The sequence below is a fragment of the Cyanobium sp. BA5m-10 genome (assembly GCF_024346255.1).
GTDB lineage: Bacteria > Cyanobacteriota > Cyanobacteriia > PCC-6307 > Cyanobiaceae > Cyanobium_A > Cyanobium_A usitatum.
In genome coordinates this window covers 63,499-89,244 of sequence record NZ_JAGQCP010000001.1, presented here as the reverse complement: position 1 = coordinate 89,244, position 25,746 = coordinate 63,499, and the positions used below count along the sequence as shown (strand labels likewise).

At 62.8% G+C, this 25,746-nt stretch carries 31 protein-coding genes; 8 read left to right on the top strand and 23 right to left on the bottom strand.

All coding sequences use genetic code 11. The features are described 5' to 3' along the window. Positions 1–5: 5 nt before the first annotated feature. Entirely contained in the window at positions 6–974 is a 969-nt protein-coding gene (locus tag KBY85_RS00520; RefSeq protein WP_254942524.1) for a formylglycine-generating enzyme family protein, read from the top strand. On the opposite strand, the gene mscL is transcribed toward KBY85_RS00520, so the two are convergent. From mscL to KBY85_RS00500, 4 genes are read right to left on the bottom strand one after another with little or no spacing between them, the layout of a single operon-like run. Then, positions 954–1,331 (bottom strand): large conductance mechanosensitive channel protein MscL, encoded by a 378-nt coding sequence (gene mscL, locus KBY85_RS00515; protein WP_254959644.1) that lies wholly within the window; start codon positions 1,329–1,331, stop codon positions 954–956. The genes KBY85_RS00520 and mscL overlap by 21 nt on opposite strands. A gap of 4 nt (positions 1,332–1,335) precedes the next feature. Continuing rightward, positions 1,336–2,223: a hypothetical protein gene (locus KBY85_RS00510; RefSeq protein ID WP_254959643.1), complete on the bottom strand. Its 888-nt coding sequence runs from the start codon at positions 2,221–2,223 to the stop codon at positions 1,336–1,338. Between the two features lie 55 nt (positions 2,224–2,278). Beyond that, on the bottom strand, positions 2,279–3,235 hold the full coding sequence (locus tag KBY85_RS00505; protein WP_254959642.1) for a hypothetical protein: 957 nt from the start codon (positions 3,233–3,235) through the stop codon (positions 2,279–2,281). Then, complete coding sequence (locus KBY85_RS00500) at positions 3,232–3,726, bottom strand: hypothetical protein (protein ID WP_254959641.1); 495 nt, start codon at positions 3,724–3,726, stop codon at positions 3,232–3,234. Before KBY85_RS00500 ends, KBY85_RS00505 begins: the two co-directional genes overlap by 4 nt. A 277-nt stretch (positions 3,727–4,003) precedes the next feature. On the opposite strand from KBY85_RS00500, the gene KBY85_RS00495 reads away from it, so the two are divergent. After that, positions 4,004–4,600: a Crp/Fnr family transcriptional regulator gene (locus KBY85_RS00495; protein ID WP_254959640.1), complete on the top strand. Its 597-nt coding sequence runs from the start codon at positions 4,004–4,006 to the stop codon at positions 4,598–4,600. Positions 4,601–4,608: 8 nt separating this feature from the next. Then, positions 4,609–4,899 (top strand): hypothetical protein, encoded by a 291-nt coding sequence (locus KBY85_RS00490; RefSeq protein ID WP_254959639.1) that lies wholly within the window; start codon positions 4,609–4,611, stop codon positions 4,897–4,899. Between the two features lie 26 nt (positions 4,900–4,925). Here KBY85_RS00490 and KBY85_RS00485 read toward each other — a convergent pair whose 3' ends face one another. The 4 genes from KBY85_RS00485 to KBY85_RS00470 form a co-directional block, all read right to left on the bottom strand. Further along, complete coding sequence (locus KBY85_RS00485; RefSeq protein ID WP_254959638.1) at positions 4,926–5,513, bottom strand: ferritin; 588 nt, start codon at positions 5,511–5,513, stop codon at positions 4,926–4,928. Between the two features lie 319 nt (positions 5,514–5,832). Continuing rightward, positions 5,833–7,302, bottom strand: a complete 1,470-nt coding sequence (locus KBY85_RS00480; protein WP_254959637.1) for an iron ABC transporter permease — start codon at positions 7,300–7,302, stop codon at positions 5,833–5,835. Positions 7,303–7,398: 96 nt separating this feature from the next. Further along, positions 7,399–8,445 carry an extracellular solute-binding protein gene (locus KBY85_RS00475; RefSeq protein ID WP_254959636.1) on the bottom strand — a complete coding sequence of 349 codons (1,047 nt, stop codon included), beginning with the start codon at positions 8,443–8,445 and terminating at the stop codon, positions 7,399–7,401. 124 nt (positions 8,446–8,569) lie between these two features. Further along, the gene (locus tag KBY85_RS00470) at positions 8,570–10,141 is read right to left on the bottom strand and encodes an iron uptake porin (protein ID WP_254959635.1); all 1,572 of its coding nucleotides are present in this window, start codon (positions 10,139–10,141) and stop codon (positions 8,570–8,572) included. A gap of 148 nt (positions 10,142–10,289) precedes the next feature. On the opposite strand from KBY85_RS00470, the gene KBY85_RS15915 reads away from it, so the two are divergent. Beyond that, positions 10,290–10,907: a Crp/Fnr family transcriptional regulator gene (locus KBY85_RS15915; protein WP_254959634.1), complete on the top strand. Its 618-nt coding sequence runs from the start codon at positions 10,290–10,292 to the stop codon at positions 10,905–10,907. Here the strand turns inward: KBY85_RS15915 and KBY85_RS00460 are convergent. The 5 genes from KBY85_RS00460 to KBY85_RS00440 all read right to left on the bottom strand — a co-directional run bounded on the left by KBY85_RS00460 (position 10,904) and on the right by KBY85_RS00440 (position 15,539). Then, entirely contained in the window at positions 10,904–11,047 is a 144-nt protein-coding gene (locus KBY85_RS00460; RefSeq protein ID WP_254959633.1) for a hypothetical protein, read from the bottom strand. The two genes, KBY85_RS15915 and KBY85_RS00460, sit on opposite strands and share 4 nt — an antisense overlap. A 79-nt stretch (positions 11,048–11,126) precedes the next feature. Beyond that, a complete protein-coding gene (locus KBY85_RS00455; protein WP_254959632.1) occupies positions 11,127–11,699 on the bottom strand; it encodes a HupE/UreJ family protein in 573 nt (190 codons plus the stop codon). Between the two features lie 37 nt (positions 11,700–11,736). Then, the gene (locus tag KBY85_RS00450) at positions 11,737–12,831 is read right to left on the bottom strand and encodes a GTP-binding protein (protein WP_254959631.1); all 1,095 of its coding nucleotides are present in this window, start codon (positions 12,829–12,831) and stop codon (positions 11,737–11,739) included. A gap of 64 nt (positions 12,832–12,895) precedes the next feature. After that, positions 12,896–14,365, bottom strand: coding sequence for an iron uptake porin (locus tag KBY85_RS00445; protein ID WP_254959630.1), 1,470 nt, complete (start codon positions 14,363–14,365; stop codon positions 12,896–12,898). A gap of 151 nt (positions 14,366–14,516) precedes the next feature. Further along, complete coding sequence (locus KBY85_RS00440) at positions 14,517–15,539, bottom strand: metal ABC transporter substrate-binding protein (protein WP_254959629.1); 1,023 nt, start codon at positions 15,537–15,539, stop codon at positions 14,517–14,519. 174 nt (positions 15,540–15,713) lie between these two features. On the opposite strand from KBY85_RS00440, the gene KBY85_RS00435 reads away from it, so the two are divergent. Both KBY85_RS00435 and KBY85_RS00430 read left to right on the top strand, forming a co-directional pair. Then, positions 15,714–16,676, top strand: a complete 963-nt coding sequence (locus KBY85_RS00435) for a hypothetical protein (protein WP_254929998.1) — start codon at positions 15,714–15,716, stop codon at positions 16,674–16,676. A gap of 26 nt (positions 16,677–16,702) precedes the next feature. Continuing rightward, on the top strand, positions 16,703–17,398 hold the full coding sequence (locus KBY85_RS00430; protein WP_254929999.1) for a metal ABC transporter ATP-binding protein: 696 nt from the start codon (positions 16,703–16,705) through the stop codon (positions 17,396–17,398). Positions 17,399–17,411: 13 nt separating this feature from the next. Here KBY85_RS00430 and KBY85_RS00425 read toward each other — a convergent pair whose 3' ends face one another. Further along, the gene (locus tag KBY85_RS00425; RefSeq protein WP_254930000.1) at positions 17,412–17,813 is read right to left on the bottom strand and encodes a transcriptional repressor; all 402 of its coding nucleotides are present in this window, start codon (positions 17,811–17,813) and stop codon (positions 17,412–17,414) included. A 34-nt stretch (positions 17,814–17,847) separates the two neighbouring features. Here KBY85_RS00425 and KBY85_RS00420 point away from each other — a divergent pair, with 34 nt between their 5' ends. After that, a complete protein-coding gene (locus KBY85_RS00420) occupies positions 17,848–18,660 on the top strand; it encodes a metal ABC transporter permease (protein ID WP_254930001.1) in 813 nt (270 codons plus the stop codon). Here the strand turns inward: KBY85_RS00420 and KBY85_RS00415 are convergent. The 6 genes from KBY85_RS00415 to KBY85_RS00390 all read right to left on the bottom strand — a co-directional run bounded on the left by KBY85_RS00415 (position 18,646) and on the right by KBY85_RS00390 (position 22,821). Beyond that, positions 18,646–19,965: a hypothetical protein gene (locus KBY85_RS00415; RefSeq protein WP_254959628.1), complete on the bottom strand. Its 1,320-nt coding sequence runs from the start codon at positions 19,963–19,965 to the stop codon at positions 18,646–18,648. The two genes, KBY85_RS00420 and KBY85_RS00415, sit on opposite strands and share 15 nt — an antisense overlap. Continuing rightward, on the bottom strand, positions 19,962–20,663 hold the full coding sequence (locus KBY85_RS00410; protein WP_254959627.1) for a TIGR03943 family putative permease subunit: 702 nt from the start codon (positions 20,661–20,663) through the stop codon (positions 19,962–19,964). Before KBY85_RS00410 ends, KBY85_RS00415 begins: the two co-directional genes overlap by 4 nt. Beyond that, entirely contained in the window at positions 20,639–21,595 is a 957-nt protein-coding gene (locus tag KBY85_RS00405; protein WP_254959626.1) for a permease, read from the bottom strand. Before KBY85_RS00405 ends, KBY85_RS00410 begins: the two co-directional genes overlap by 25 nt. A gap of 36 nt (positions 21,596–21,631) precedes the next feature. Further along, a complete protein-coding gene (locus KBY85_RS00400) occupies positions 21,632–22,057 on the bottom strand; it encodes a hypothetical protein (protein ID WP_254930005.1) in 426 nt (141 codons plus the stop codon). Further along, the gene (locus KBY85_RS00395; protein ID WP_315859955.1) at positions 22,057–22,284 is read right to left on the bottom strand and encodes a hypothetical protein; all 228 of its coding nucleotides are present in this window, start codon (positions 22,282–22,284) and stop codon (positions 22,057–22,059) included. The genes KBY85_RS00400 and KBY85_RS00395 overlap by 1 nt, the downstream gene beginning before the upstream one ends. Before the next feature lie 72 nt (positions 22,285–22,356). Further along, positions 22,357–22,821 (bottom strand): 6-carboxytetrahydropterin synthase, encoded by a 465-nt coding sequence (locus KBY85_RS00390; RefSeq protein ID WP_254930006.1) that lies wholly within the window; start codon positions 22,819–22,821, stop codon positions 22,357–22,359. Here KBY85_RS00390 and hisIE point away from each other — a divergent pair. Beyond that, complete coding sequence (gene hisIE, locus KBY85_RS00385) at positions 22,820–23,536, top strand: bifunctional phosphoribosyl-AMP cyclohydrolase/phosphoribosyl-ATP diphosphatase HisIE (RefSeq protein ID WP_254930007.1); 717 nt, start codon at positions 22,820–22,822, stop codon at positions 23,534–23,536. The two genes, KBY85_RS00390 and hisIE, sit on opposite strands and share 2 nt — an antisense overlap. A gap of 8 nt (positions 23,537–23,544) precedes the next feature. Here hisIE and KBY85_RS00380 read toward each other — a convergent pair whose 3' ends face one another. The 3 genes from KBY85_RS00380 to KBY85_RS00370 form a co-directional block, all read right to left on the bottom strand. Further along, positions 23,545–24,303, bottom strand: a complete 759-nt coding sequence (locus tag KBY85_RS00380) for a phycobilisome rod-core linker polypeptide (protein WP_254930008.1) — start codon at positions 24,301–24,303, stop codon at positions 23,545–23,547. A 105-nt stretch (positions 24,304–24,408) separates the two neighbouring features. Further along, positions 24,409–24,996: a peptidase gene (locus tag KBY85_RS00375; protein ID WP_254930009.1), complete on the bottom strand. Its 588-nt coding sequence runs from the start codon at positions 24,994–24,996 to the stop codon at positions 24,409–24,411. 89 nt (positions 24,997–25,085) lie between these two features. Beyond that, positions 25,086–25,574 (bottom strand): DUF2214 family protein, encoded by a 489-nt coding sequence (locus KBY85_RS00370; protein ID WP_106502844.1) that lies wholly within the window; start codon positions 25,572–25,574, stop codon positions 25,086–25,088. Positions 25,575–25,746: the final 172 nt, after the last annotated feature.

The following is a 25,746-nucleotide window of genomic DNA, read 5'->3' as shown; positions in this document are numbered from 1 at the left end:
CCGCCATGTCAGCCGGCACCGCCCGATCCCCCGGTCGTCCCCCATTCCCTGGAATGGTGTGGATACCGGCGGGCGGCTTCCGGATGGGGTCAGACCACCACTACCCCGAGGAGGCTCCGGCCCATGACGTCGAGGTGGCTGGCTTCTGGATCGATCGCACTCCCGTAACTAACGCCCAGTTTCGGAACTTTGTGAAGTCCACCGGCTACCGCACGCTGGCGGAGCAGCCAGCAAATCCCGCTCACTATCCCGGCGCCAATCAGGAACGATTGGCGCCGGCATCTATTGTTTTTGTTCCGCCTCCGGGCCCGCTGGGGCCTGGAAGCCACTACCGCTGGTGGCAATATCTTGCCGGAGCAAACTGGCGTCATCCGGAGGGACCGGGCAGCTCGATTAAGCGCCGCGAGCAGCATCCGGTGGTCCATGTCGCCTGGGACGACGTTTTTGCCTACGCCAGCTGGTGCGGCAAACAGCTGCCTACGGAGCAGGAATGGGAGCGGGCTGCTTGGGGCGGCCTGTGCAATGCCGAGTTTGCCTGGGGTGAAGAGCTCTATCCCGGTGGAGTTCCCCTAGCTAATACCTTTCAGGGTGATTTCCCTCACCACAACAGTCGCTTAGATGGCTACGAGCGCACCTCCCCTGTAGGTGCTTTTCCTACCAACGGCTATGGGTTAGTCGACATGATCGGCAATGTGTGGGAGTGGACCGATAGCTGGTATGGCCAGCACCAGCAGAGCACGGGAGCCTGTTGCGCCGATGCCGCCCAAGCCAAAGCGCGTGAAGCAAGCATCGATAGCCACTCCCAGCACGGCGAGCAACCACGCAAAGTGGTTAAGGGTGGTTCTTATTTATGTGCACCTAGCTATTGCCGTCGTTACCGACCAGCAGCCCGCATGGCCCAGGGGCTTGATACCTCCACGGGCCATATGGGTTTTCGCTGTGTGGTGAGGCCCTCAGAGCTGGCGACGCTCTAAAGCTTCTGCCAGGCGGGTAGCGGCAGCAGCGAGTTGAGCCTGGGGATCGGGAGCGGAGATCGGTCGTTCGCCACGCTTCATGGCTTCAATGCCGCGCACGATCAGGAACACCACGAAGGCGATCACGATGAAATTGATCAGCGCCACTATCACAGCTCCTGCTGGCCAAGCGCTGATAGCCGATACATTGGCAGCTTTCAAGGCAGGAGCAAGCAGTGAGGTCATCACAAGACTGACGACCGCATCGACTACTTTGCCAAAAGCTCCACCGATAACCACGGCAACAGCGAGATCTACAACATTGCCTTTGTTGACGAAGTCCTTGAAGTCTGAGAGAAAAGTGCTGCGGCGTTTCATTGAATTAGAAGAAGAATTTCAGACCAATTTCAAAGCCATTTCGATAGCTGCTGTAGCCACTATCGGGAATGTCGCCAGTATTGTAGTTGATCCCCGCATACCGCCAGGAAATATTTAGATCTGTGTTGTTGCCCACTGCATAGCCAAGGCCAACTTGGGCGTTTCCGGAAAGATCTTCTGATCCACTTAGCCCAAAGCCACCGATGTCGGCGCGGGCAAACGCGCGTAAGCGGGGAGACATGAAAATCGTAGCCTGGGTTCCCAAAAGAGGTTGAACCCAGGTGCGTCCAAAGTTGCCTTGTTGTTGGAAACTGACTCGACCTCCACTGCCTTGAATCTGGGCTGCCACATCCAACTGGGCATCGATTATGCGTATGCCGGCATAGGGGATTAGGCTGAATTGCCCCGGCTTGCCCACCGCAGCTTCTCGATCCCCAAAGCGATAGCGCAGGGCAAGGTCGTAAATACCCTGAGTAGCTGTGACTTCAGCGCTCCCCGTGAAGATTCCACGCCGGCCGGTCGTTGATTCGTATTGCCCAAGTTTGACGTAATCCAGATCGACCAAAAGACCAAGGCGATCCTTTTCGATGCTGCCGCGTAGGGAAGTGGCCCACTTCAGTTTTGAAAGAACATCACCAAGATTTAGATCGGTGTCGGCACTGAAGTTTCTTGTCCCATTTGAGACAGTAGTTGTTCCAGTAGTGCTGATCGGCGCAAAGCCATATAGCTCGATGGTGCTCGCCCAAGGGGAGGCGGGTTGCGCTGGCTGGTTGCTGGAGGCAGCGGGATCAGACGGCTGTGCACGTAGTTCACTTGTTAGGCCACCGACCAGGGTGAGCCCTATCAAGATGGGTATGGCTTTGCTCCGGTGCATGGCTTGCATTTTTGCCATCAAAATAATTGGATCTGCCGCTGCTAGGACGACAGATCCATGGTTTGTTAGCCGCTTAAACCGATCCGTATGCCACTTGGCAGGCGGCATTTAGCAGTTCGGCTTCTTCGGCGTTGCTGGGCTCTTGACCGTTGATTGTGCCCTGGTTGCAGTTGGCAGTCAGTTGGTAGTTGCTGCCATTGGCCTGCATTACAAAACTAACTGAATTGCTGCCGGATGGTTGAACCGTTCCGTATAGCAACTGGTAGTTTGTGTTGGGTACCACAATGTAAGTGGCATTGCTGCTAACAGCATTGTCAACGGCGTTGTTGATAACTGCTGCAGTGGCGAGAGTTGCCACGCCCCAGGCCGCTGCCCGAGCACCCCACCAGCCCCAAGTTGGGACGGGCCAGCCGCCGTACCAGCCGTGGTTCCAGGGCCGCGCCACTCCCCATCCTGCCCTTGCCCAGCCGGGACGAACGTTGACATTATTGATATTGACGTTGCGGTTCCAGTTGCGATTTACATCCCGGTTTACGTTCCGGTTTACATTTCGGTTTACGTCGCGGTTTACATCGCGGTTGAGGTTGCGATTGCCATCGCGGTTGGCCATCCGGTCACCTCCCTGGCCAGCGCCTGGTAGCTGACGTGTGCCTGCCGCCGGTCGGTTAACTGCCGCTGGTCGGTTCAAGGAAGGTCCCCCGGCCCCACCTGCGCCAGCACCAACTCTTGCGTTGTTGCTCCAGCCACCTGCTGGTTTGGTCGAACCGCGGTTAAGGCCCGCTCCGGCATTGCTGAAGCCGCTGTTGCCACCGGCGCGCATGCCACTGCCACCTCCACGGGAGCCACCACCGCCGCCGCCACGGGATCCACCACCACCTCCGCGGGCAAGCAGTTGGGCTGTGCCGCTATCCAGCATGGCGTTATTCAGCATGGACCGATCGAAGGCAAACGCTGTGCCGATCGGTAGGGCCAACACTCCCGCCAGCGCCAGTCCGAGGCCGCTCCACGGTGTGTTCAGAGCACGGGTCATTTGCCCACCCCCTTGCAGCCGTCGTCGTAGCAGGTGAGATCTATGCGGCCATCAGCGCCGAACTGGACCTTGATCAGGTCGCGGCCTGCCGTTGAGTCAGGGCGATCTTCCTTAACACTGTTGAGGTAATTGGGGTTGATCACGCACAGGTCACGCCCGTTAAAGCAGATCGTGTTCGTAGAGAAGCGGGCCGCTGCTGAGTCGAGGTTTTTCCAGGTTTTGGTGCTGTCAACCCAGACACTCATGCGCACTGGGCTATCGGTTATTCGAATCGTTTCGACGTTTTTGCCGATTCTGTGCCGGTAGAGGGTTGCCTTGCCCTCGTTTACTGCTTCCACCACGCAGGCCTGCGGTTCACCGCCTTTGATGCTGCACTTGGTGTCGAGTTTGTAGAGGGTTTCTGTTTGGGCCAGGGCTGGAGCTGCCGCCAGCAGGCTCGCGGCAGCGGCCAGCAGGCCGATGCGGCTGCACATGGGGTTGCGATTCAACATGAAGGGAAAATCCCCAACGTCGGTGGGAAGCAGTTCCAGGATGCCTATGGCCGAGGATTTTGGCCGCAAGTTGTTGCCCATAGCTACAAATGCTGACTTTGCATGCGCTACGGGATGCCATCGGTGAATAAGTAGACAAAAAGCGCAATTGCAAGTGTGCTGGCCTGGAGCGCGCGCTCGGCTCACTTGCAATTGCTTGTTGTTATTGAGAATCGCTTGCAAAAGGCGGCGTTCTTGTTTAGGTTGCGAGTCATTCGCAATAAGCCTTGCCGCGGCTATGAGTTTTCGCTTTCTGCCAACCGATTCCCTCACCGCCGTGCGCATGCCGGTTGGGCAAACCGTGCTGCTAAACCCCGCCCTGCTCCCCTCTGGCAGCTGCATTGAGGTGCTGGATGGTGTGGCTCGCGTTTATTGCCCCTGCGAGGAAACCGAGGGGATGACCTTGGCTTTCCTGCAGGCGGGGGATCAGCTGTGCACCGAGCGCCTCTGCAGTGAGGGCGTCTGCGTTGAGGCGCTCACGCCTTTGAGTTTCCGCAGTGACGCCACGCTCCGACAGGGCGATGGCTTTGATGCCGTCAATGAATGGACCTTGCAGCTACTGCGCATCCGTCACTTAGGCAGCGCTGATCAGCGGCTACATGCATTGTTTGGTCTGCTGGTGCGCCGACTCGGTCGTCGCTGCGGTAGCTGGTGTGATCTGCCGTTTCGTCTCACCCATGAACGGATTGGTGAATTGATCGGTACCACCCGGGTTACCACCACGCGGCTGATTTCGCGGATTCGCCAGGCCCAACTGCTCGAGGCCCCCGTTGGCGAGGCCGGCATGCGCCTGGCACCGGAATTAGTTGAATCCGCCCCTTTGGCTGCGGCCTGAGTCCTGCGATGACCAGTCGTTTGGCCCACGTCACCGCGCAGCCATCGGCCAGCCTGGTGGCCAGCCTGTGCCATGAAATGGATCAGCTGCGCTGCCGCGGCGCGCTGGTGATGGCCGATCTAGGTCGTTGTCGGGAGGAGCGCTTGGTGCAGCGTTTGAAGCGGGAGCTCCAGCAGCTGCAGGGCCGTCGCCAAGAGCTGCAGGCCTGCGCTAGCCAGATGCGCCGCAGCGTTGGACTTCGCGACAGTCTTGCTGTGGAGTTCCTTGAGGAACTGACCCGGCGCCCCTTGCCCTGCTGAGACTTACTCCCCCATTCTTTGGTGGTTTACGAAGCTAGCGATTCAGGAGCGTGCTTCCCTTCGCTTAGCTCCCCATCGATCACAAGCATGGCTGCGGGATTGCCCTGGGCGAAAAGGATCCGCCCCAGCAGGTGGGCGGCCTCGTTTTCGGAGTCGATCTGCCCCTGAACGATTGGATCGAGGAACACGGTGGTGCGCACATCGCCGGATCGCTCCGCTAAGGCATACAGCTGTTGGAGGGAGCTGGTTACCTCTGCCTCCATTTGGAAGATTGCGGAGAAAACCTCTTCGGCGCCTGACCAGTGCTGGCGGGGTGGTACCACCGCTTCCAGCAGCACGGTCTGGCCGCGGGCGACTAGATAGTCAGCAACAAGAGCGGCGTGGTGTTGCTCGTTGCTCGCCTCACCCTTTAGGTAGTGGCAGAAGCCCCGCAGCTCCCGCTCGCCAAACCAGATCGCCATGGCCCAGTACGCCGCACTGGCCTGGCGTTCCATCGTCAGGTGCTGCTGCAGGCCCTCCAGCAGGGCGCCATCCATTGGTTGGGCCATTGCCCGTCCGGCGGGCCCAGTGGCCACGGGGCTGCTGGTGGTAGTGCTGGTGGTGGACTGGACCATGGTGTTGTCGATTAGCTTTTGCACCGTAGCCACAGAGTTCCCAAAGGATTCAAAGGAAAGGTGTTGCAAATGGCACAACAGCAGGTAATTCTGCGTCCAATCAGCGCTGTTGGCCGTCCGTGGCAGGCATCAGCGTCCATAGGCTGATTCAAGAGTTAGACCTCACCGCAGAGGTTGTCGCCATGCCCAAGCCCATCGGCCCCAGCAACGACGCCCCTTCTCCCCTCGGCCAGCGCGGCCCCAGCGCTGACAAGAAAAAGGGCTGCAAGCAGAGCAAGTGCTCCCACTGGAAGGGCGGGAAATGCCGATGTGGCCGCGACTAGTCGTGCTGTTCCAGGGTTGGTACCAGCGCTAATGCCGCAATCAGCCCAAAAACCATAATTAATAATGCCGGCGCCATGGCTGAGCCCACTCGCTCATCACTGGCGTATTGGAACACCCGCACCGCCAGGGTGTCGAAATCGAACGGGCGCAGCGCCAGGGTGATCGGTAGCTCCTTCACTACATCAACAAACACCAGAAGCGAACCCACCATCAGGGGGCCTCTGAGCAGGGGCAGGTGAATGCGGCGCAGCACCCCCAGCCAGTCGCAACCCAGGCTGGTGGCTGTTTCGTCGATGCTCGGAGGGATTCGCTCCAGAGCAGCATCGAGCCCTTGTTTGGACACGGCGATGAAGCGATCGCCATAGCCCCAGAGCAGCAGTAGCACCGGGCTGAACCCCAGGGGGCCGCCCAGGATGATCAGACCAAGCGCCAGCACGCTGCCGGGAATGGCATAGCCGAGCCCGGCCACGAAGCTCAGCTGTCGCACCAGGGGTTGGGGGCTCCAGCGTCTGGAGATGGCCAGCAGCAGGGCGGCCAGGCCGGTGACGCCGGTGGCCAGCAGGGCCAGGCCCAGGCTGCGGCTTGCTAGTTGGCCCAGTTCGGTGATGGATTCGGCCTCAAGACCTTGCCAGCCCTCCTGCACCCAGAGCACTGGAATCGCCAATGCGCCAAGTGGTGGTAGGGCACAGAGGAGTTGGGCGAGCGCCGAGCGCCAGCCCGTTAAGGGCCAGACGTGCCCGCCACCGCCGCTGCCATCAAGATTCCAGCGGCGGCTGCGTTGGCGGAGCAGGCGCTCGGTGGCGATCAGCACAGCCACGATCCCCAATGCAACCAGCGACAGGAGGGCGGCGCCCTGGGGATCCCCATCCACCTGCCAGCGATCAAGGATTCCGGCCGAGAGGCTGGGCACCCCCAGCAGGCGTACAGCGCCTAACTCATTCACCACCTCCATGGCGCTGAGGGCGACGCCAGCTCCGATCGATGGCAGGGCGATCGGCAGGGCTACCCGAAAGAAGCTGCTCCACGGTCCCACCCCAAGGCTGCGGCTGGCTTCCAGTAGGCGCCGGCCACTCACCGAGAAGCTTTCGGTGCTCAGCAGAAAGACATAGCTGTAATTGGCAAGGGTGAGCAGCACGATGGCCCAGCCCAGGCCGTGAATGCGCATCCCTCGCTGGCTGCCCCAGTCGACCAGGCTTGCGGCCAGCAGGTAGGCCGGAAACGCCATCGGCACCAGCTGGGCAATGCGCAGCCAACGGCGGCCCGGGAAGCGGCAAACCGCCGTGAGCCAGCCAATGGCCGTTCCCAGAATCGCGCCTAGGAGGCCTTCGCCGGCAACCAGTTGCAGGGTGCCCTGCACCTGACGGGCCCCATCGAATCCGAGCGCCAATGGCGCATTGCCGCCACTGATCAGTGCATCCTTCAGCAGGGTCAGTAGTGGCAGCAAGGCAAGACCGCACGCCACCATGACAACCACAAAGAGCCCGGTCCGGCTGTTGGAGGGGACCGGGCTTTGGGATGTTGCGCCTTGGGTCGTGGAGGGCGTCAACGCTTTGAGCGCTCGTTACTCCCAGCCAGCCTCGGTCATCAGTTGCACCGCCTCGCGGTTGCGCAGACCTAATTGCTCCATCGATACCGTAGATGCCTTGAACGTTCCGAAGGCCTTGAGGGTGGTGTTGTTGCCCCAGCCCTTCAGGGGGTACTCGTTGTTGGCGGCGGCATAGCCCTCTCCTGAGGTGGGAGAAGCGAGGAATTCCAGCAGGCGACGGGCTGCTTCCGGGTTGCGGGAGCTGCGGGTGACTCCGCCGGCGGTCACATTGACGTGGGTGGGGTTGGGCCACACCACGCGCACCTTCTTGGCGGTTGCGCGGTCGGCTGTGTTGTCGCCGCTGAGCAGGCGGGCCAGGTAGTACTGGTTGGCGATGGTGGCCCCGCACTGCCCCTGGCCCACGGCCCGCACCATGGTGGTGTCGGAGGTGAAGAAGGGTTCCTTCATGTTGGCAACAACGCCTCGGACCCATTTCTGGGTTGCCGCTGCACCGCGACGCACCAGTTCATCGGCCACGAGCGACTGGCTGTAGACGCTGGCCCGGTTGCGAAGACAGAGCTTGCCCTTGAACTCGGGCTTGGCGAGATCGGCATAGGTGCGGATCGACTTGGGGTTCACCGCGGCCGTGTTGACCATCACTGGGCGGGCGCGGCGGGTCAGGGCAAACCAGCGCCCACCGGGATCCCGCAGGTTGGCGGGCACGTCCTTTTTGAGTTCCGGTGAAGAGATTGACCGAAACAGATTGGCCTCCTGGGCTCGATAGAGCCGGGCTGCATCCACAAGCACCAGCAGGTCGGCCTTGCTCTTGCTGCCTTCGCTCTTCAGGCGTTGAATAAGTTCGTCATCCTTCCCTTCGAGCAAGTTCACCTTGATGCCAGTGCGTCTGGTGAACTCGCTGTAAAGCTGTTTGTCGGTGTTGTAATGGCGACCCGAGTAGACATTCACTTCCTGGGGCCGGTTCTGGGCCATGCTGGCCACACCGATAGCACTGGCCAGGGTGGTAGCGGCGAGAGCTGTGGTGGCCAGAGCTGTGGTGGGAATGGCGGTGAGTTTGAAACGCATAACAACCAATGTCAGATGGGTTGAATCGGGACTATCTCAATCATGTCGAGTGCCGTCGGATAGCCCCGTAATGAATGCAAGGGGCCGGCGTAGCAATTGATACGCCGGCTGCGTCGTGACGCGATCAGAAGCGGAACGTGGTCTGAATTACGCCACCCCAGGTGCTGTCGCCACCAGCAGCTTGATAGCTGGGGGCATAGAAAATGCCCGGCGTGATCGAGATCTTGTCAGTAACTTGGTACTTATAGAAGATCTCCCAGAGGAAGCTTTCAGATGATTGCTTTGAGGTCGCATTGCTTGCAAACGGGGCTTGGCCGAAGGCAAAACCAGCGCTGTTGCCCTTCTGGAAGACATCCTTCCACTGGAAGCCAACCATCCAGGACTGGATATCGCCAGCGCTAGAACCACTCACATCAGAGAAGCCATAGCCGGCGGATATGGAGGGCATCCAGCTGGCATCAGTGGGCTGCCAGAACGCTCCAATGGAAACGCTGTTAGAGGTTTGACCAGTTGTTAGAGAAACCAGGCTGGAAGCCAGGTTACCGTCGCGACCCACCTGGGAACCTTCAGTTCCGTAGCGATAGGCAAGAGCAGCCCCCCAGTTTTCGCCACGGGCGCCTAACTGGGTTGTAACGTTAATTCCAGAGTCTTCGCTAAAAGCGCCAATCGAGGAATCGCCAAAGCCTCGAGACGAGATGTAGCTGGCGTCGAAGGTCAGGAAGGGATTTCCTTTCTTAACATTTTGCTTCCACTGGAACCCGAAGCCGGCGCCTGTGGCCTTGTTATAGGTGCCAGTAGCGCCCGACAGACCGAAGAAATCAAGTAGGCCTGAATCGTAAACCTGTGGACGGAAGGACAGTAGTTCGGTGTTGCGAACCAGAGCACCTGCTGTCAGTTTGACCTCGTTGCCCACCGGGAAGGTGTAGAAAAGACGGTCAATTCTGACGTCAGAATCTGTTCCAGTGGCTTTGTCAAGATGGAAGATATTGCTGCTGGAGCCGAAAGGGGTAGTAAAATTTCCACTACGAAGACGGCCCCGCAATAAGTCCTTGCCTGTATAGCTGGTGTCGAAGCTCAGGCGATAATCGTAGTTGAATGTGGTTGCGTTCCGACGATTATTCTTGTCGGCTCCTGTCCCACCCACTGTTGCATTGTTGTTAGGTAGGCCGGCAATTATGAAGCTGGCTTCACCACGCAACTTGGTGGTGGTAGAAAACTGCTGGCTCTCCAGAGTCCCCACCTTCGCCTCGAGGCCATCCACGCGGCCCTTAAGCACGGCGAGTTCTTTGTTGAACTCATCCATCAGGCGTTGCAGTTCATCGGTCACCTCGGTGACGCGGTCGAGGCAGGCGTTGAGCAGGGCAGCCGCTTCAAAGCGGGTCATGGCCTGGCCACCCTTGTAGGTGCCATTGGGATAGCCGGCCACGCAGCCGTATTTCTCCACCAGGTTGCTCAAGGCCTGGTAGGCCCAGTCGGTGGGCCGGATGTCGGAGAACTGGTTGACGCTGGTTACCTGATTTTTGGATCGCCAGGCCTTGAGTTCGTCGATTTCTTGCTGCTCCATGTAGGCGCTGATGTCCTCACGGCTATGCAGCGACGCGAATTCACCCGCGGCTGCGGTTTCGGGGGCGATGACGGCAGGCAGCACCAAGCCAAGGGCGGCCGGTGCTAGCAGCATGCGCTGGAATGGATTCATGAACTCCTCACAACAGAAGTAAGTAAGTCGATTCCCAACGGAAGGAAATCAACTGAGCTACTTCTATTGGATGCCACAGCATCGATGGACTGGTATTGATTCAAATCTGGGTATCAAAAGTCACCTATCCTGGTGCGGAGGGTTATCTGTGGACAATATTGCCTTTGTAACGCCATCTGCTTTTGCATCATGGTTGCGAGCTGCTGCAAGGCAGGCGTTCTGCCATGGATGTGTTGTGGAGATCAAAGTCGCTCAATCGGTGCTGCTGTCAACTGACACAGCGGGCACCTGGCTGCAACTTTCGTTCATCAGTGGTTTTGGCCGTCTGTCTGATTCAGAACTCACACTGGCCTTTGTTGGCCCTGGTGATCTGCAATTGATTCGGATCCCTGCGGGTTGTGCAGCTTGCCTGGAGGCGTTGACGGATCTGTCGGTGGTCTGGGGTGATTCGCCAGAGGTTTGCGGGCTTGGCGACGATCTGATCGGGGACTGGATGCTGCGTTTGTTGCGGCTACGCAGCCACTTCCAGGCTGATCGGCGTCTACAAAGTTTGTTTCAGGCGCTGATCTGGCAACACGGTTGCAGGATTGGCCAGGGATATTGGCTGCCGTTTCCTTTATCTCATGAGCGATTGGCCGAGCTGATCGGTTCAACGCGCCCGACGGCAACGAGAGCTTTGCAGCAACTGCGGCAATCTGGGCAGCTCTGGGATCACCCTGATCAGCCTGGCTGGTTGTTCCGACCGGAGTTTCTGACGCTGGCTTAGCGGCTGCGCTGGACGCGCACGGGCACCAGCACGGGTTGCATCAGGCCGCCACCACCGTTGTCATCATCGGAATCAGTGGCGAGCCAAAAAGCCAAGCCAAACAAGGCGACAACGCCGGAGAAAAGGATCAGCTCGGTCATGGCGTTTGATTTCGCTTTGCTAAGCGTAGCTAGCTCAGCGAGGTGTTTGTGTAACAAAAGCGTCCGCCTCGGACGGTTCTCACGCCAACGGCGCAAGCGCTAGCAGCGCTCCGCCGATGCTGAGGGCACCTGCCAGGCGCCGTCTCCAGCTGGGGGCCAGCTGGCGGATCACGGCGAAACTTGCACCCACCACCGCCGCTGAGCTGAGGCTCGCCCCCAGCCACCAGCCCAGCAGATCTGCGCTGCTGCCTGTGGCCTCCTGGCCATGCAGCATGGCGTGAATAGCCACTCCACTTGCCAGCACTACGGCCAGCAGCTGGCCCTGGCGAGCAGCCAGCGCTAGGCCAAGACCAGACACCATCAAGGCTGCTAACACCTCGGCGCCTGGCAGGTTGCCCCCTAAGGCCCCATACAAGCCGCCAGCAATCGCAGCGGCTAGGGCCACCAGCAATAGCGATGGGCCGGCCAAGGCTGCAGCGCCGCCAACGCCAAGTAGCAACAGCAGGTGGTCTAGCCCAAGCAGCGGGTGGCTTGCTCCTGCGGCCAAGCCCGCGCTTGCCAGGCCATGGGCACCCGCTGGCAGGGTCGACAACAGGCTGAGGGCCAGGCCAGCGGCGGCGGCCGGGGCCAGTTTGCGCAGGGTGGTGGACATCATGAAATTGGCTGGATCCTCTGAGTCAGTATTCCGCTCAAGCGAAGCCCTTGCCGGGATCTTTGGCAACGCACACCTGCAGTTGCCGGCGCAACTGGGCGTGGTCGAGATTTTTACCGATCATCACGATCTTATTCTTGTGTCCTGAGCCCTCTGGCCAGTCGGAATCGTCGATCGAGAAGCGCTTGCCAGCCAGGTGGAATACATGGCGGCGCTCACTTTCGTTGAACCAGAGGATCCCCTTGGCGCGAAACACCTCGGCTGGCAGCTGGTTGTCGAGAAAGTTCTGAAATTTGCGCAGGGCAAAAGGCCCCTCTGACGCAAACGACAACGAGGTGAATCCCTCGATGGCGGCGTGGTCGGGGTCATCGGCGTGATCGTGCTTGTGATGGTCGTGATCGTGGTGCTCATGATCATGCTCGTGCTCGCAGTGGCCGTGATCGTGGTCGCAGGAGCTGTGGTCTGGCTCGGCGCTGAGCTGCTGCTGGGCAACGATTTTGTCGCTTTCGAACAGCCCCACGCTGAGTAGTAGGGGCAGGGGCACTTCGCCCTTCACCGAGCGCAGGATGCGGGCATCGGTCTTGATCTCGCGCAACTGGGCCTCCAGGGCCGCCAGCCGCTCTTCAGCTACCAGGTCGCATTTGTTTAGCAACAGCATGTCGCTGTAAACGATCTGGGCTCGGGCCACCTCGCCCTCCAGCAGCTCGTCGCTGAAGTTTTCGGCGTCTACCAAGGTGATGATCGAATCGAGCCTGGTGGCATCTCGCAGGTCGCTGCCGAGGAAGGTCATGGCCACCGGCAGGGGATCGGCCAGGCCGGTGGTCTCCACCACCAGATAGTCCACCGGATCGGGGCGCTCCAGGATGCGGTACACCGCCTCGAGCAGTTCGCCGTTGATTGAGCAGCAGATGCAGCCGTTGCTCAGCTCCACCATGTCTTCGCCGGTGGCAACAATCAGGTCGTTGTCGATGCCGATTTCACCGAATTCATTGACCAGCACGGCGGTTTTGACCCCCTGCTGATTGCTGAGAATGTGGTTGAGCAGGGTGGTCTTACCCGCCCCCAGAAAGCCGGTGAGGATTGTCACGGGCAGGCCCGTGGGGGTGGCACTGGCGGTCATGGAATGGGGCATGGCTTGGCTGTGATGACCCTAGGAACCCTTTGCAACAATCCATTGGGGCAGGGGTTAGCTCGACTCAAAACTGGAAGCTGGTTTTGATCAGGGCGCCGAATTGGTTGGCACCACCCCCATTACCCCCAGGATTGTTGAGCACGAAGATCGCCGGAGTCACGGAGATGGCGTCGGTGACCTGCCACTGGTACCACCACTCCCAAGCCCACACGCCGGATTCGCTGGCAGCCCCATTGCGGGTGGCACTTGCAAAGGCGGGTTGGCCCACTCCCATGCCAAAGCTGTTGCCTTCAGCCAGCACATCGCTCCATTGCAGGCCCACCATCCACGACTGGCTGGTGCGCAGGTCTGAGCCGGAGCTGCCGTTGACGCCGTAACCAGCGCTGATCGAGGGCAGCCAGCCACTCTCGGCCGGCTGCCAGAAGCCGCTGATGCCAAAGGCATTGGTGTTGACGCCGTTCGCCTCGATCTCGGTGGTGATGAAGGGGGTGGCACCCGGCACACCCACACCGGCCTCGACATAGGAATAGAGCGCGGCGATGCCCCAGTTCTCCTGGCCGTAGCCCAACTGCACCGTGCTGGTGCCGGCTGAGCTGCTGCTGAACAGACCCTGGGAGGAATCGGCACCATTACCTGCCACGTAGTTAGCGCTCACGCTCCAGCCGTTGTCTTGCCACCACAGGCCAAAACCGGGGCCGAGGTTTTTGTTGTAGGCCAGCGGTGCACCGTTGAGGGTGAGCGCGTTGAGGATGGTGTCGGCTGGATAGGCGCTGGGCCAGAGGGCGAGCATGTCTTCTTGGCCCACCCGGCCGCCGAGGGTGGCGGTGAACTGACCACCGATCGGAGACTGCCCAAGCGGGAACTGGTAGAAGAGCTTGTCGATGCCCACCACGTCGGGGCCGCCCTCCTCCTGGAAGGCGATCTCCAGGGTGGAGAGGCCGCCACCGAAGGCATTGCGATCGCCATCGAAGTTGCCAGCCCGCAGCACCGTGCGCAGCAGATCCTTGCCGCTGAAGCTGGTGTCGAGGTTGAGCTGCAGGTCGTAGTTGAACGTGACCTGCTCACCGGCGGGGTTGTTGCTCACCCCACCCACCACAAAGGTGGCCAGGCCGGAGAGCTTGGTGGTGGTGGAGAACTGACTGGCTTCCAGTTCCCCAGCCTTGGCCTCGAGGCCATCGACGCGGCCCTTGAGGATGGCGAGTTCCTTCTCGAACTCCGCCATCAGGCGCTTGAGCTCGTCGGTGACTTCAGTGACGCGATCGAGACAGGCGTTGAGCAGGGCGGCGGCCTCAAAGCGAGTCATGGCCTGCCCACCTCTGAAGCTGCCGTTGGGGTAGCCGGCCACGCAGCCGTAGCGCTCGACCAAGTTGCTGAGGGCCTGGTACGCCCAGTCGCTCGGGCGCAGATCGGTGAATTGGCTGATGCTGCTCACTTGCTCCTGGCTGCGCGCGTAATGGTTGACGCGCTCAAGGTTGAGCTCGGCTGCTGCAGCCGCGTTAGGCGTCAGTAGGCCCAGGACTGCCGGTGCAGCCATTAGTTGTCGGATCGATGCCATTCCGTTGATCACCCAGGCTTGCGGACCCGCCACGAGGGGCGTTCCAGGGATGATAACGGTTCTCATTCATGTTTTGATCAAGTCGCGATCCGGTCGCGATCCGCGCTTCCGCCCTTGTTGTCCCCTTGTTTCAGTGAATCGCCTGCCAGCTTTGGATCAGGGCCTGTTGGCTGGCCCGGCAACATCCGCCCTGAAGGCCGTTCACGATCAGGCATGTGTTGGCGCTGAGGGTGGCCACCAGGCTGCTGGCGGAGCCATCGCCAGCTGGAGCCAGGCCGTCGGCCACCAAGGGCTCGGCTGAAAGGGGAACGCCGCTGAGGGAGCTGATGCGCTGCAGGGCCTTGCTGGGCGGCAGTTGTTCGCTGAACAGCATCGGAACCTGCTCCTGCTTGAGCTGCTGCACCACGGACTGGAAGGCCTGGGGCCGCAGGTTGTCGCTGCTGCTCATGGAGTCGACAAGGGGCAGCTCCTGGAGCCCGTAGGCCCGCGCCAGGCTGGCGAAGGCGCGATGCCCGCTGGCCAGGGGCCGGGCCACGGGGATGGTGGAAAACTGTTGGCGGTTCCAGCGGTCGAGCTGGCCGAGCACGGTTGTCATCGCCCTGGCCCGGGCGGTGATGCGGGGGCTGGCAGCGGGTTTGAGCTGCTCGAGCTGCTTGGCCACCAGCTGCACCATGGCGCTGGCCTGGCCGGGGTCGTGCCAAACGTGGGGATCCCGATCGCCGTGATCGTGGAGATCGGCGTGGGCGTGGCCAGCGGCGTGCCCTTCCTCCTGGTGGTCGCCTTGGCTGTCCTGCAGCACTTTGAGTTCGGGGCTCCCCGGGACGGCCCGCTCGGCCACCGCCACCGCCTTGCTTTGCTCGGCCAAGGAGGGGGTGAGTCCATACCCATTGATCAGCACCAGCTGGGCCTGGCTGAGGTCGCGGCTCTGCTGCGGTGTCAGCCGGAACTGGTGCGGGTCATCTCCCGGTTGCAGGAGGCAGCGCACCCGCAGGTCGTCTGCGGCTAGGCGCTGGGTGATGTCACAGAGCACGCCATCGCCGGCGATCACTTCGGCGGGTGGGGTGGATCCGCAGACGGCCAGGGCCAGAGCCCCGGCCAGAGGCAGCGCCAGAGCAACGGTGAGGCGGAGTGGCGTGTGAGATCGGTGCGTCACAGAGACAGACCAGCCAGGCCCAAAGTTTGTTGAATAATAAAATGATAATGGTTCTCAAGTTGTACCGGCTGCCCGCGGCTGGTGCTGGGGTGGCTGCTGATGGTGCATGGGTGGCTGTTGAAGGTGCGGGGACGGTGGGCCACGCAGAATCGACGGGTTTGCGTTCCCCCCGCCATGACCAGGCCCCACGCCTTGCTGATGGCCGGAGTGCTGCTCGTTTTCTATCTGGATGGCTTTGTGCTGGGGGCGCCCGTGGCTCTGCTGCTGGTGTGGGCTCTGCTGGGCGTGTTGGTGCTGGTTGGTTTTCTGCGGCATGCCGGCCATGGCCCTGCCGGCAGGGTTCAGTGGCCAGCAGTGGCCCTGGCGGCCCTGGCCGCCCTCGGGGTGCTGGCCCTGACGCGCGGCGCCTCTGCCTCGGTGGTGCTGGCCACCGCCCTGGTTGGGGCGGCCGGTGGAGCGCTGGAGGCGGCAGGCCGATCCAGGCACCGCTGGCAAGGGGTGGCAGCCCCGGTGTATTGCGGAGCCTTTGCCGGCATGACCTCCCAGCTGGTGCTGGGCCATCCGGCCTGGGTTGTTCTGGCAGGGGGCCTAGCTGGGCTGGTGTTGTCGGTTCTGAGCGACAGCTGGAGCGGCATCGGCGGCAAGCTTGGCACCACCGCATTCCTGGGGGTGGTTGGCGTCATGGGCCTGGCCGTGGCTGCTGGCGCGATGGGCTCGGGCGCCAGCCTGCATCCCTTCACTGCCGTCGAGCGCAGCTTGGTGCTGATCCTGTCACTGCTGTCCCCGCTGGTGACCCACGCCCTCAGCTACCGCTTGGGCCTGGGTGTGGTGCTCGGCTCGGCCCTGCCCTCGATGCTGCTGGCCATCCTGCTGGGGGCTCTGCCAGCTGCCCTCCAGCTGGAGCCGGTGCCCCTGAGTGATGCCTGGCTGGGCGCCAGTTTCGTCGGCATGACAGCTCCAGAGCAGCTCGCCCCGCGCCCGGTGCCCCTGCTGCTGGCGATGGGTCTGCTGTTCGCCCTGCTGAGCTTCAGCTTCGCTCCGCGATTGGCGGGGATCGGCGGAGACCTCGGGGTCACGGCGGCGGTGTCGGTATTTGCTGTGCTGGGAGCGCGGGTGCTGGTGCTCGACCGTCGTTAGGTTTGCGGTTGCCCTGATGGTGTTGCGTGTCGCTTGAGGTGAGTGAGCTGCGGGTGCGCCGCGGCGGCGAGCTGGCTCTCGACGGTGTGGCTTTTGAGCTCGAGCCCGGCACGCTCACCGCCCTGGTGGGCCCCAACGGCGCTGGCAAAAGCACCCTCCTGCAGGCCATTGAGGGTCAGCTGCCAATCGAGAGCGGTTCGATCCGGCTCGATGGGGTGCCCCTCACCTTGGCCCTGGCGCGGCAGCAGTTGGCCCTGATGCCCCAGCGGGGGGAGATCGCCTGGCACTTTCCGATCACTGTGCGGGAGTTGGTGGCCCTGGGGCGGATGGCCGCCAAGCGTCCTGGCTGCTGCGATGTGGAAGCCGCCCTGCAGCGGGTGGGCCTGGCTGGGTTGGCGGGCCGGCGCCTGGATCAGTTGTCCGGTGGCCAGCAGCAGCGAGCCCTGCTGGCCCGCACCCTGGTGCAGCCAGCCAGGCTGCTGCTGCTGGATGAGCCCTGCGCTGCCATCGACCCCCCTTCACGCACCCAGCTGCTCAAGGTGATGGGCCAGCTGCGCGATGCCGGTCTCACCCTGCTGGTGAGCAGCCACGACTGGGGCCGCGACCTCGACGCCTACGACCGGGTGCTGGTGCTCGATCGCTCCCTGCTCGCCGACGGCAGCCCCCAGCAAGTGCGCCAGGCCCTCGGCGACCTGCGGGTAGGCAACCACTGCTGCGGTTGATGGCCTGCTGCTGCTAGCTGGCCTGGCGCTGTTGACAGCTTCCGCAGAGCCCGAAAAATTCCAGGGTGTGAAATAGCAGCTGGAAGCCTGCGCTCTGGCCGCCGTCTAGGTGCACGTCGTGCATGGGGCAGTTATTAAGAACCACCGTGGCGCCGCAGTCGACACAGGTGAGGTGGTGTTCGTCGCGCTCTGTGGGGGCGAACAGAGCCTCGCCGCTGGGCAGGTGGCGGCAGCGGATCCAGCCCCGCTGCTGCAGCTGGCGCAGGTGGCGGTAAACCGTAGCCAGCCCCATGGGCTGGGAGCCTTGGCGCAGCAGGGCGTGCAGGTCCTGGCCGGAGAGTTCCCGGTCGGCTTGGCGCAACGCCGTAAGCAGTAGCTGCTGGCGGTCGCTTGACGCGGCAACCTGGGTGGGCATGGCCAGAGTGGCTGGGGCGTAGTTCGCTGATCCTATGGAGACTCTTTGGTGGCTGCTGCCCCTGGTGCTGGCGCTGGTGATCGGCGGCCTCTGCCCATTGGCCGGCACCTTGCTGCTGGTGCAGCGGCGCCTGTTCCTGGCCAATCTCGTGTCGCACGCGGTGTTGCCGGGTTTGGCCCTGGCGCTGGCCCTGCGGCTTGATCCGGGCCTCGGTGGGGTGATCAGCGGCCTAGCCGGTGCCCTGTTGGCGGAGCGGCTCAGCCGTGGTGATCGTTCTGGGGAAGGGGGCGATGAGGCGGTGCTCAACACCGTGCTGGCTGGCTTTCTCGGTTTAGGGGTGCTGTTGATTCCCCTGCTGCACATCCGGGTCGATCTGGAGGCGGTGCTGTTTGGCGATCTGCTGGCCGCCGCTCCTGCCGACCTGCTGCGCAGCCTGCTGGCCCTGGTGGCAGTGCTGCTGCTGCTCGCCTGGCGCTATCACCACTACGTGTATCTGGGGGTGGATCCCCTCGGCGCCGCCAGTGCTGGTTTGCCGGTGCAGCGGCTGCGGCTACTGCTCACCCTGGTGACGGCCTTCACGGTGGTGAGCGCCATGACCGCCGTGGGGGTGGTGCTGGTGATTGCCTTGATGGGTGCTCCGGCCCTAGTGGCTTTGGCTGGAGCCGCCAGCCTGCGCCGAGCCCTCTGGCGCTCAGCCCTGGTGGGTATGGGGATCAGCGGTGGCGGCTTTCTGTTGGCGATCCAGCCAGCTGTGAACCTGCCGCCCGGTCCCTTGATCGGGGTGCTGTGCATGGGCCTGCTGCCCCTGGCCTCACTGCAGCACCGGCGCCTATCAGCCAGCGGGTAGCCACAGGGCCAGGCGCACCGGCTTGGCCAGGGGTTGCAGGCTGAGGCTGCTGCCATCCACCAGCACCGGCTTGGCGTGGCTGCCTGAGCGCAGGGTGAGCAGCAGCTGCTGGCGGGTGGGATCAAACAACATCGGCGCTGCCGGCTCCACCTCCCAGCCCTTCAAGGAGCGTTGCTTGAGCAGTTGGCCGCGGCGATCGAGGGCCAGCATCAGGGGCTGGGATCCCTGCGCCCAGTTGCTCACTACCAGCCAGACCCGATCCCCACCCCGGTCGCAGGCGCTGGCCAGGACGGCTTCGCTGCCGATCCAAAGCTGCCGCGGCGGTTGACCCGGCTCCACCAGCTCTAGGGAGCGCCGGTAGTCGGGCCAGTGCCGCACAAGTAGGGCGCGGCCGCTCACGGGGCAGAAACTGCTGAGCTCCCTACTGCCGGGCAGCAGCTGGCGCCGGCGGGGCTGGCCCGGCAGGTTGTGCAGGGTGAGGCCTTCCAGTTCAGGCACCACCACCCCGCCTCCCTCGGGGATCAGCTGCATGGGGCCAGAAGCAGAGTGGGGCAGGGGCCATTGGCGCCCCTGGGCGGTACGCACGCTGGTGCTCCCCGGATCCAGGGCGGTGGTGGACGATTGCACCAGCAGGTCGCCGCGTCGGTTGCTACTCAGGTGGGCAAACAGCAGGGCTGCGTCGTCTAGGGGTTGAAGCCCACCCGCCACCGGTTCCGAGAGGCGCCGCGGTTCGCGCACCAGGTTGTGTTGCTGCAGCGGCAGCAGCCAGAGACGGTGGCTGCCCATGCCATCACCACTGAGCACGGCCACACCGGCACCGTTGCCGAGGGGCTGCACTTGGGCCAGCTGCGGCCACACCGGGGTTAGCGCCTGCCAGCTGCCATCGCGCCGTTGCAGCTGCAGCTGTTCGCCGCCGGCCACGGGCACCACCGCCAGCAAGCGCGGCCGGGGGTCCCAGAGCCACTGCTGGCGGCCCAGGGGCAGGTTGCGGCGGTCGACCCCTGCCAGCAGCAACCGCAATGGTCCGGGGATGGTTTGGCCTGGAAGCAGCAGCAGGCGCAGGGGGTTGCTTTCCCCCAGCCACATCCAGGCCAGCTGGGGCTGCAGGCTGCTGGAGCCCACCAGGCTGGATCTGCTCATCGGTCGGCTGAAGCGCAGGTCTAGGGCTGCTGGACCGGAGCTGGCGCTGCTTGACTCCAGCTCCAGCAGCCGTGGTGGGCGTCGTAGCAGTAGTTGTTGCTGCAGCAAGGCCAGGGCGACTCCTGCCGCCAGCACCAACGTGATCCGTTGCCCCGTTGCCGTCATGGTTCCAGGGGGCGCTTGGGCCGGGCAATCGGAGTGATTCGCTGCGCTACCACCACGCTGCGGCTCTGGCCGTTGCCTTCTTCAATAGCCATGGTGCCTTCCACCGCCAGCCATTGATCCGCCCGGGGCTGCCGGCCGGCCGGCCAGCGCACCGGCAGGCCCACCGGGGTGGCATCGGCGAGGCAACAGCGCACCAGCAGCCTGGCCAGCTGGGGGGGCTCACCTGGCTGGGGCAAGACAAAGCCGCTGATCCGCACGGGATCACCCGCGTAGAGGCTGGGGTCGGGTTGGCTGCGCAGCAAGCGCACCCAATCGGTGAGGCTGCGCTGGGCTGGCGGCAGCACGAAGCTCAGCTCAGTCTCATCGCCCAGCTCGGCGGGCCGGTTGGCGGCCAGGGTGCTGAAGGAGGGGTTGGGGGGAATCGCCAACACCAGCAAAGCCACTGCGGCGCTCAGCCACCAGGTTTTGGGGATGGCTTGGCGTCGCGATGGGGCTGGACTTTCCCGGCCCCTTAGCGCCAGTTCAGCCAGCAGCAGGCCCGCCAGCAGCAGCAATGCCACACCGCTCAGCGCCACCAGTGGGTGGAAAACGCCGCTGAGCAAGAGATCCAGCCTGCCGCTGAGGCTGCTTTGCAGCAGCACGGCTCCCCAGAGCCCCAGGGCGAAGGCGCGCATCACAGCAGCAGCAAATTGACCCATTGCCCCAGCACCAGCACGGCCACCGCTGCGGCGGCACTGGTGAGGGCGATGGCCTTGGGCTTAAACAGCACCCGGAACAGTCCCAGCAGCTTCAGGTCGACCACCGGGCCCAGCACCAGAAAGGCCAGCAGCGCTCCCGGGGTTACCTGGGCAGCGAAGCCCAAGGCGAGGAAGGCATCGACGCTGGAGCAAACCGAAACCACCACCGCCAGCAGCATCAGGCTCAGCACAGAGATGGTTGGTGCTCCCCCCACCGCCAGCAGCCAGCTGCGCGGCAGCAAGGTTTGCACCGTGGCGGCGATGGCACAACCCAGCACCAGCAGGGCGGCCAGATCGAGAAATTCGCGGCTGCCGTGCTGGAGCACCTCCTGCAAGGGCGGCCGCGCTACCTGGGCGGGCTGCACCTTGGCGCCGATGGCACCCACAAGCCCGCTGCGACGCTCCAGCAGCCCCACCTGGGCCAAGGGCTGGCTCAGCCGCCGTTCTTCGAGCAGCACTGGATCTAGTAATTCGGCCTCGGGCAGCAGGCGCAGCACCGTGGCCAGCAGCACCGCCAGCAGCAGGGCTGCTCCGGGGCGGGCCGCCAGCAGCCAGGGCTGGTTGGGGAAGGCTGCCCAGGTGCTGGCCAGCACAATTGGATTCAGCACCGGCGCGGCAAACAAAAAGCCCAGGGCCGTGCCAACCGGGGCACCACCGGCCAGCAGCCGCCGTGCCACCGGCACGTTGCCGCATTCACAAGCGGGTAGGGCAAAGCCAAGGGCGGCACCGGTGAGGGGCCCGAGCAGGGGGTGGGCGGGCAACTGCCGCAGCCAGGCACCTCCAGGGGCCAGCCAGCGGGCCAGGCTGGCGATACCGACGCCAATCAGCAGAAACGGCAGGGCTTCGAGCAGCAAACCCTGAAAAATTGCCCAGGCGGTGGCCAGCTGTGCCAAGAGCAACCCGCAGGGATGGCCATCATGGACGCTGATTCAGGGCCTTTGGCTTTGCGCAGCTGGGGGTGGCTCGAGCTCGGGATGGGTGGCGCAGGGCATCCACATCGAACCCATCGCATGGACGCCGTTGCAGCCCAGCTGTTTGGCTTTGATCAGGGCTTCCTGCTTGCTTGGGTAGGCGTAGATATTTGGGGTATGGGTTCCGGTGGCCGCTTGGTGGTGCTGGTGGGGGGTGCTGGCTCCGGGGTTCCAGATACCCATCACATTGACGCCAGCCACCACGATGCCCATGCCCACCACGCAGATATTGATCACCCCCATGCCCACGGCACCGAGGCTCAGCACGCCCATCGGCACCACCCCAATGCTCACGACCCCCATTGGCACGATGCCGATCGAGATGATGCCCAGGGGTGCGATGCCGATGGCCAGCAGCTTGGGTTTGTCGCCGCACTTGGGCATTAATGAGCCGGCGTATGGCTGCCATGGCCATCGCCATGTTTGGCGCAGGGCATCCATTTATCGCCCATCTGGTGCGCTCCGGTGCAGTGGAAATGTTTAGCGGCTTTTTCGGCCGCGGCCTTGCTGGGATATAGCGCCTGAACCCCACCTCCACCTGGGCTGGTCTGAGCCAGGGCGGCAGCGGGCAGCATCAGGGCAGCGGTCAGCAGTTGGAGCAAGCGGCCCATCGGGCGGTGGCGGTTCATTGAGGCGCAAGATAGGAGCCCCGCGCCCCTGGCCCAGTCGTTGCTGGCTTGATGTCAGGGTTTGAACCACCCGGGAAGGGCTTCAAAACAGGCGGCATTTTTCTCGTTTTCCCTCGCCTCCACCTTCCAGCAGCAGCTGCGGCCGCTGTCGCGGCCGTGCAGCAGTTCGTTTGCCCAGCCCCACACCAGCTCCGCGCTGGCCTCCATGCCCACATTGGCCATCACGCGCAGGTCGAGGGCGCCCTGGTCGTGCAGCTGGCGCCAGGTGGAGAGGAGGGGGTCATCGGCATTGGCCAGAAAGGTGTGGTCGAATTGATCTGCCAGCCGGGCTTCGAGCTCTTTCAGGCTGGAGAAATCCACCACAAATCCACAGTCGTCGAGTTCATTGGCCCGAAACCAGAAGCTAAAACTGCGGCTGTAACCATGCACGAAGCGGCAGTGGCCCTGGTGGCGCCATTGGCGATGGCAACAGGGATAACCGCTGAAGGTTTTACTGCAGCTGTAGGCCGGAGTGGGCATGGGTCAGGATCGGGACAGCAGCAGCGCAAGGGCCTTGTCAGCAGTATTTCAGCCCCCAGACCCTCAATTCATTGGGGCCTTGCGCTTCAACGAAGCTGGTTTGATCCCCGCGGTCGCCCAGGACTGGCTCGATGGCGCCGTGTTGATGGTGGCCTGGATGAACCAGGAGGCGATCGAGCGCACCCTCGCCAGCGGCGAGGTGCACTACTGGAGCCGCTCGCGCCAGGAGCTATGGCATAAGGGGGCTACCAGCGGCCATATCCAGCAGCTCAAGGGCCTGCGTTACGACTGTGACGCTGACGTGCTGCTGCTCAGCATTGAGCAGAGCGGCGATGTGGCCTGCCACACCGGTGCCCGCAGCTGCTTTTACGACAACGGTCCCGAGCCCACGGCCGGGGGGCCATCGGCCGCTCAGCCGCCGGCAGATGTTTGCACCGAACTAATGCGGGTGATCGAAGGGCGGCGCGACCTTCCCGAGCCCGGCAGCTACACCAACAAATTGTTGGAGGGGGGCGACAACCGCATCCTCAAGAAGATCGGGGAGGAGAGCGCCGAATTCGTGATGGCCTGCAAGGACGACAACGCCGCCGAGATCGCCGCTGAAGCGGCCGATATCGTCTTCCACCTGCAGGTAGCCCTTGCCCACCACGGAGTCAGCTGGCGGCAGGTGCAGCAGGTGCTGGCCGCCCGCCGCGGCGCGCCCCGGCGGGACTGAGGGCCGCCTCAGCCTGTGCTGAGCATGGCCGCAGCAATCCAGATCACCAGGCCGGTAAGCACGAAGCCTCCAGTTGCCACGGTGTATTGCCAGATAGCTTGGACCCTTGGTGTGGGCTGGCCTTCCAGCCAGGCTGGGCGGGCCCAGCCGCCGCCGTCTGTCCAGGGGTTTAATCCTCCAGTGGGCGCGCGCCTGGCCATTGCCTCACGCCAGTAGGAGTCGTATCGGGGGGCTTGCTGGTTGAAGGGCATGGTGCCTACGTCCTGGCCGGGAAGTACCCGCGAGCGCTGAAAAGGCACCAGGTTGTCGCCGAAGTTGTCGCGGTATTCGTCGGAATTTAGTAGCGCGTCAACAAACTTGGGCAGACCCTGCTCGGCGATCACGATCGACCAGGCGATCTGTTCAGCTTGGCCATGCACCGGTCGGCCAAATACCCGACCCACCACCTGTTCCACCACCCTGTAATTGCTATTGCAGCGATAAAAATCCCTCTGAAACTTCTCCGAGAGCAGGAGTTGGCGGATGAAGTCGCGGGTGCTGATCTGACCGGAGCGCAGCTGGGATTCCAGCACCGCATCACGGTCCACTTTGAAGGCGTGAAAGTAGATCTGACGGTAGGCCTGCTCAATCACAGCATCGGTGGCTGCCGGATCCCGCACCAGGCAAGTGGTGTCGATCTGGCGGGGGCTTTCCTCACCGGCGGCCAGAAAGCTGCTGACACGAGCGCTGTTGGTGAGTGGCTTGGTGGCCAGAACGGGCAAGGGCACAGGGCTGAAAAATCCTCAAGGCGAGCAACGTATAAGTTTTTTCAAGCGCTCTTTAAAAGATTCGTTGGATTATCAGACAACTTGACAATGCGCAACATTGCGCAATTAATGGCAGCCGACCTGGTCCCCGGCTGCAGTTGAGTCACTGCCTGGAAGACCGGGCTGCTGTTGCAGCCACATAAAAGTGGCCCGATCCCGGGCCGTGAGTTGCAGCACGGGGGTTGGCCCGGGCACGCCCGCCATGGCGTCTTGGGGCTGATCACTGTGTCCCCACATCCCGAAGGCGTGGCCAAGTTCGTGCAGGGCCGTGGCCTGGATGGCGTCCGGTCGCTGCCCAGGGCTGATGCTCACCAGTACCCGCGGTTCGATTTTTGGGGGGTCGCCTGGCTTGTTCGTCGCCAGAGCTAGCTCGGCTCGGCCATGGCTGGCCCGGCCCCGCTGCAGAGGTGGCCGGCGCCTCAATATCTGTACTTGGGCTGATTCCCTGCTTTCGCTGCGGTGAATCGTGACCAATTCAGCCCAGCTTGCCAGCGCCGCTTCCACGGCTTGCAGCCAAAGCTGATCCCAGCGGGCGGCAGGCCCGTCGGCTGCGGCGGGCTCGATCCACACGCACCAACTTTGACGCTTGGGCCAGCCGTGGGGTGTGGGAACCAGCAGCTGGCGGTAATCACCCCCAGCTGCTTCGGCTGTCAATGCCCTGGCTGGAAAAAGCGCCAGAGCAAGCACCAGGCCGCAAGCCGGGAGGCTCGCTCGATTTAATCGCCGGCTCAATCGCCGCAGCATCAGGCAGGCAGGCCGACGCCGCGGGCCATCAAGGTGGCTAGTAGGGGCACAAGGGCAAAGCCCACCAACTCAATATTGAGAATCCAGCCCAGACGGGTGGCGAGAGCTTCGCTTACTTGGGGCAGCTCGCCCTTGCGCAGCGGGATGGCCCAGAGGATGTAGGTGATGGTGGGGTACAGCGACAGCCCTCCCACCCCTAGATAGAGCCCAACCTTCCACCAGAACAGGGGGTTCTCCGTATAAAACTCGCTTCCCTGGCCGAAGTACAGAACCCGCAGAATCCCGCTCACAAGCAGGGCAAGGGCTGCCAGGCCATACACCACATCGGTGATCACCATCAAGGTGGCATCGGCCTTGTTTGGATTTGGCTTGATCAAGCGCCGCTCAAGCACCAAGGCGCCAAAACAGAGCATGAAGCTCACGTAGTGCACGTAGGCCACCCCAGCGCGGGAGAGCACTTCAGGGGGGATGGCAGCCAAGCCAGGCATATGTAGTAGGCAAATCTTGGCAACCGTAACCGGCCGGTCAGCTGGCCTGCTGCCCTGCCCAACAGGGAGCTGAAATCAGCAGCCATTGTGAAAGTTGAACAAGCACGGGAATTGAGGGGAATTTTGAAAGTCGGAAGCTTTTTTGTTAGTCCGTTTGTGCTTGCTGATTGCC

Bases quoted from the DNA above. Each gene is read 5' to 3' on its own strand.
- KBY85_RS00520 (WP_254942524.1), top strand. From the start codon at position 6: ATGTCAGCCGGCACCGCCCGATCCCCCGGTCGTCCCCCATTCCCTGGA.
- mscL (WP_254959644.1), bottom strand. From the start codon at position 1,331: ATGAAACGCCGCAGCACTTTTCTCTCAGACTTCAAGGACTTCGTCAAC.
- KBY85_RS00510 (WP_254959643.1), bottom strand. From the start codon at position 2,223: ATGGCAAAAATGCAAGCCATGCACCGGAGCAAAGCCATACCCATCTTG.
- KBY85_RS00505 (WP_254959642.1), bottom strand. From the start codon at position 3,235: ATGACCCGTGCTCTGAACACACCGTGGAGCGGCCTCGGACTGGCGCTG.
- KBY85_RS00500 (WP_254959641.1), bottom strand. From the start codon at position 3,726: ATGTTGAATCGCAACCCCATGTGCAGCCGCATCGGCCTGCTGGCCGCT.
- KBY85_RS00495 (WP_254959640.1), top strand. From the start codon at position 4,004: ATGAGTTTTCGCTTTCTGCCAACCGATTCCCTCACCGCCGTGCGCATG.
- KBY85_RS00490 (WP_254959639.1), top strand. From the start codon at position 4,609: ATGACCAGTCGTTTGGCCCACGTCACCGCGCAGCCATCGGCCAGCCTG.
- KBY85_RS00485 (WP_254959638.1), bottom strand. From the start codon at position 5,513: ATGGTCCAGTCCACCACCAGCACTACCACCAGCAGCCCCGTGGCCACT.
- KBY85_RS00480 (WP_254959637.1), bottom strand. From the start codon at position 7,302: ATGGTGGCGTGCGGTCTTGCCTTGCTGCCACTACTGACCCTGCTGAAG.
- KBY85_RS00475 (WP_254959636.1), bottom strand. From the start codon at position 8,445: ATGCGTTTCAAACTCACCGCCATTCCCACCACAGCTCTGGCCACCACA.
- KBY85_RS00470 (WP_254959635.1), bottom strand. From the start codon at position 10,141: ATGAATCCATTCCAGCGCATGCTGCTAGCACCGGCCGCCCTTGGCTTG.
- KBY85_RS00460 (WP_254959633.1), bottom strand. From the start codon at position 11,047: ATGACCGAGCTGATCCTTTTCTCCGGCGTTGTCGCCTTGTTTGGCTTG.
- KBY85_RS00455 (WP_254959632.1), bottom strand. From the start codon at position 11,699: ATGTCCACCACCCTGCGCAAACTGGCCCCGGCCGCCGCCGCTGGCCTG.
- KBY85_RS00450 (WP_254959631.1), bottom strand. From the start codon at position 12,831: ATGCCCCATTCCATGACCGCCAGTGCCACCCCCACGGGCCTGCCCGTG.
- KBY85_RS00445 (WP_254959630.1), bottom strand. From the start codon at position 14,365: ATGGCTGCACCGGCAGTCCTGGGCCTACTGACGCCTAACGCGGCTGCA.
- KBY85_RS00435 (WP_254929998.1), top strand. From the start codon at position 15,714: ATGACCAGGCCCCACGCCTTGCTGATGGCCGGAGTGCTGCTCGTTTTC.
- KBY85_RS00425 (WP_254930000.1), bottom strand. From the start codon at position 17,813: ATGCCCACCCAGGTTGCCGCGTCAAGCGACCGCCAGCAGCTACTGCTT.
- KBY85_RS00420 (WP_254930001.1), top strand. From the start codon at position 17,848: ATGGAGACTCTTTGGTGGCTGCTGCCCCTGGTGCTGGCGCTGGTGATC.
- KBY85_RS00415 (WP_254959628.1), bottom strand. From the start codon at position 19,965: ATGACGGCAACGGGGCAACGGATCACGTTGGTGCTGGCGGCAGGAGTC.
- KBY85_RS00410 (WP_254959627.1), bottom strand. From the start codon at position 20,663: ATGGGTCAATTTGCTGCTGCTGTGATGCGCGCCTTCGCCCTGGGGCTC.
- KBY85_RS00400 (WP_254930005.1), bottom strand. From the start codon at position 22,057: ATGCCCAAGTGCGGCGACAAACCCAAGCTGCTGGCCATCGGCATCGCA.
- KBY85_RS00395 (WP_315859955.1), bottom strand. From the start codon at position 22,284: ATGGGCCGCTTGCTCCAACTGCTGACCGCTGCCCTGATGCTGCCCGCT.
- hisIE (WP_254930007.1), top strand. From the start codon at position 22,820: ATGGGTCAGGATCGGGACAGCAGCAGCGCAAGGGCCTTGTCAGCAGTA.
- KBY85_RS00390 (WP_254930006.1), bottom strand. From the start codon at position 22,821: ATGCCCACTCCGGCCTACAGCTGCAGTAAAACCTTCAGCGGTTATCCC.
- KBY85_RS00370 (WP_106502844.1), bottom strand. From the start codon at position 25,574: ATGCCTGGCTTGGCTGCCATCCCCCCTGAAGTGCTCTCCCGCGCTGGG.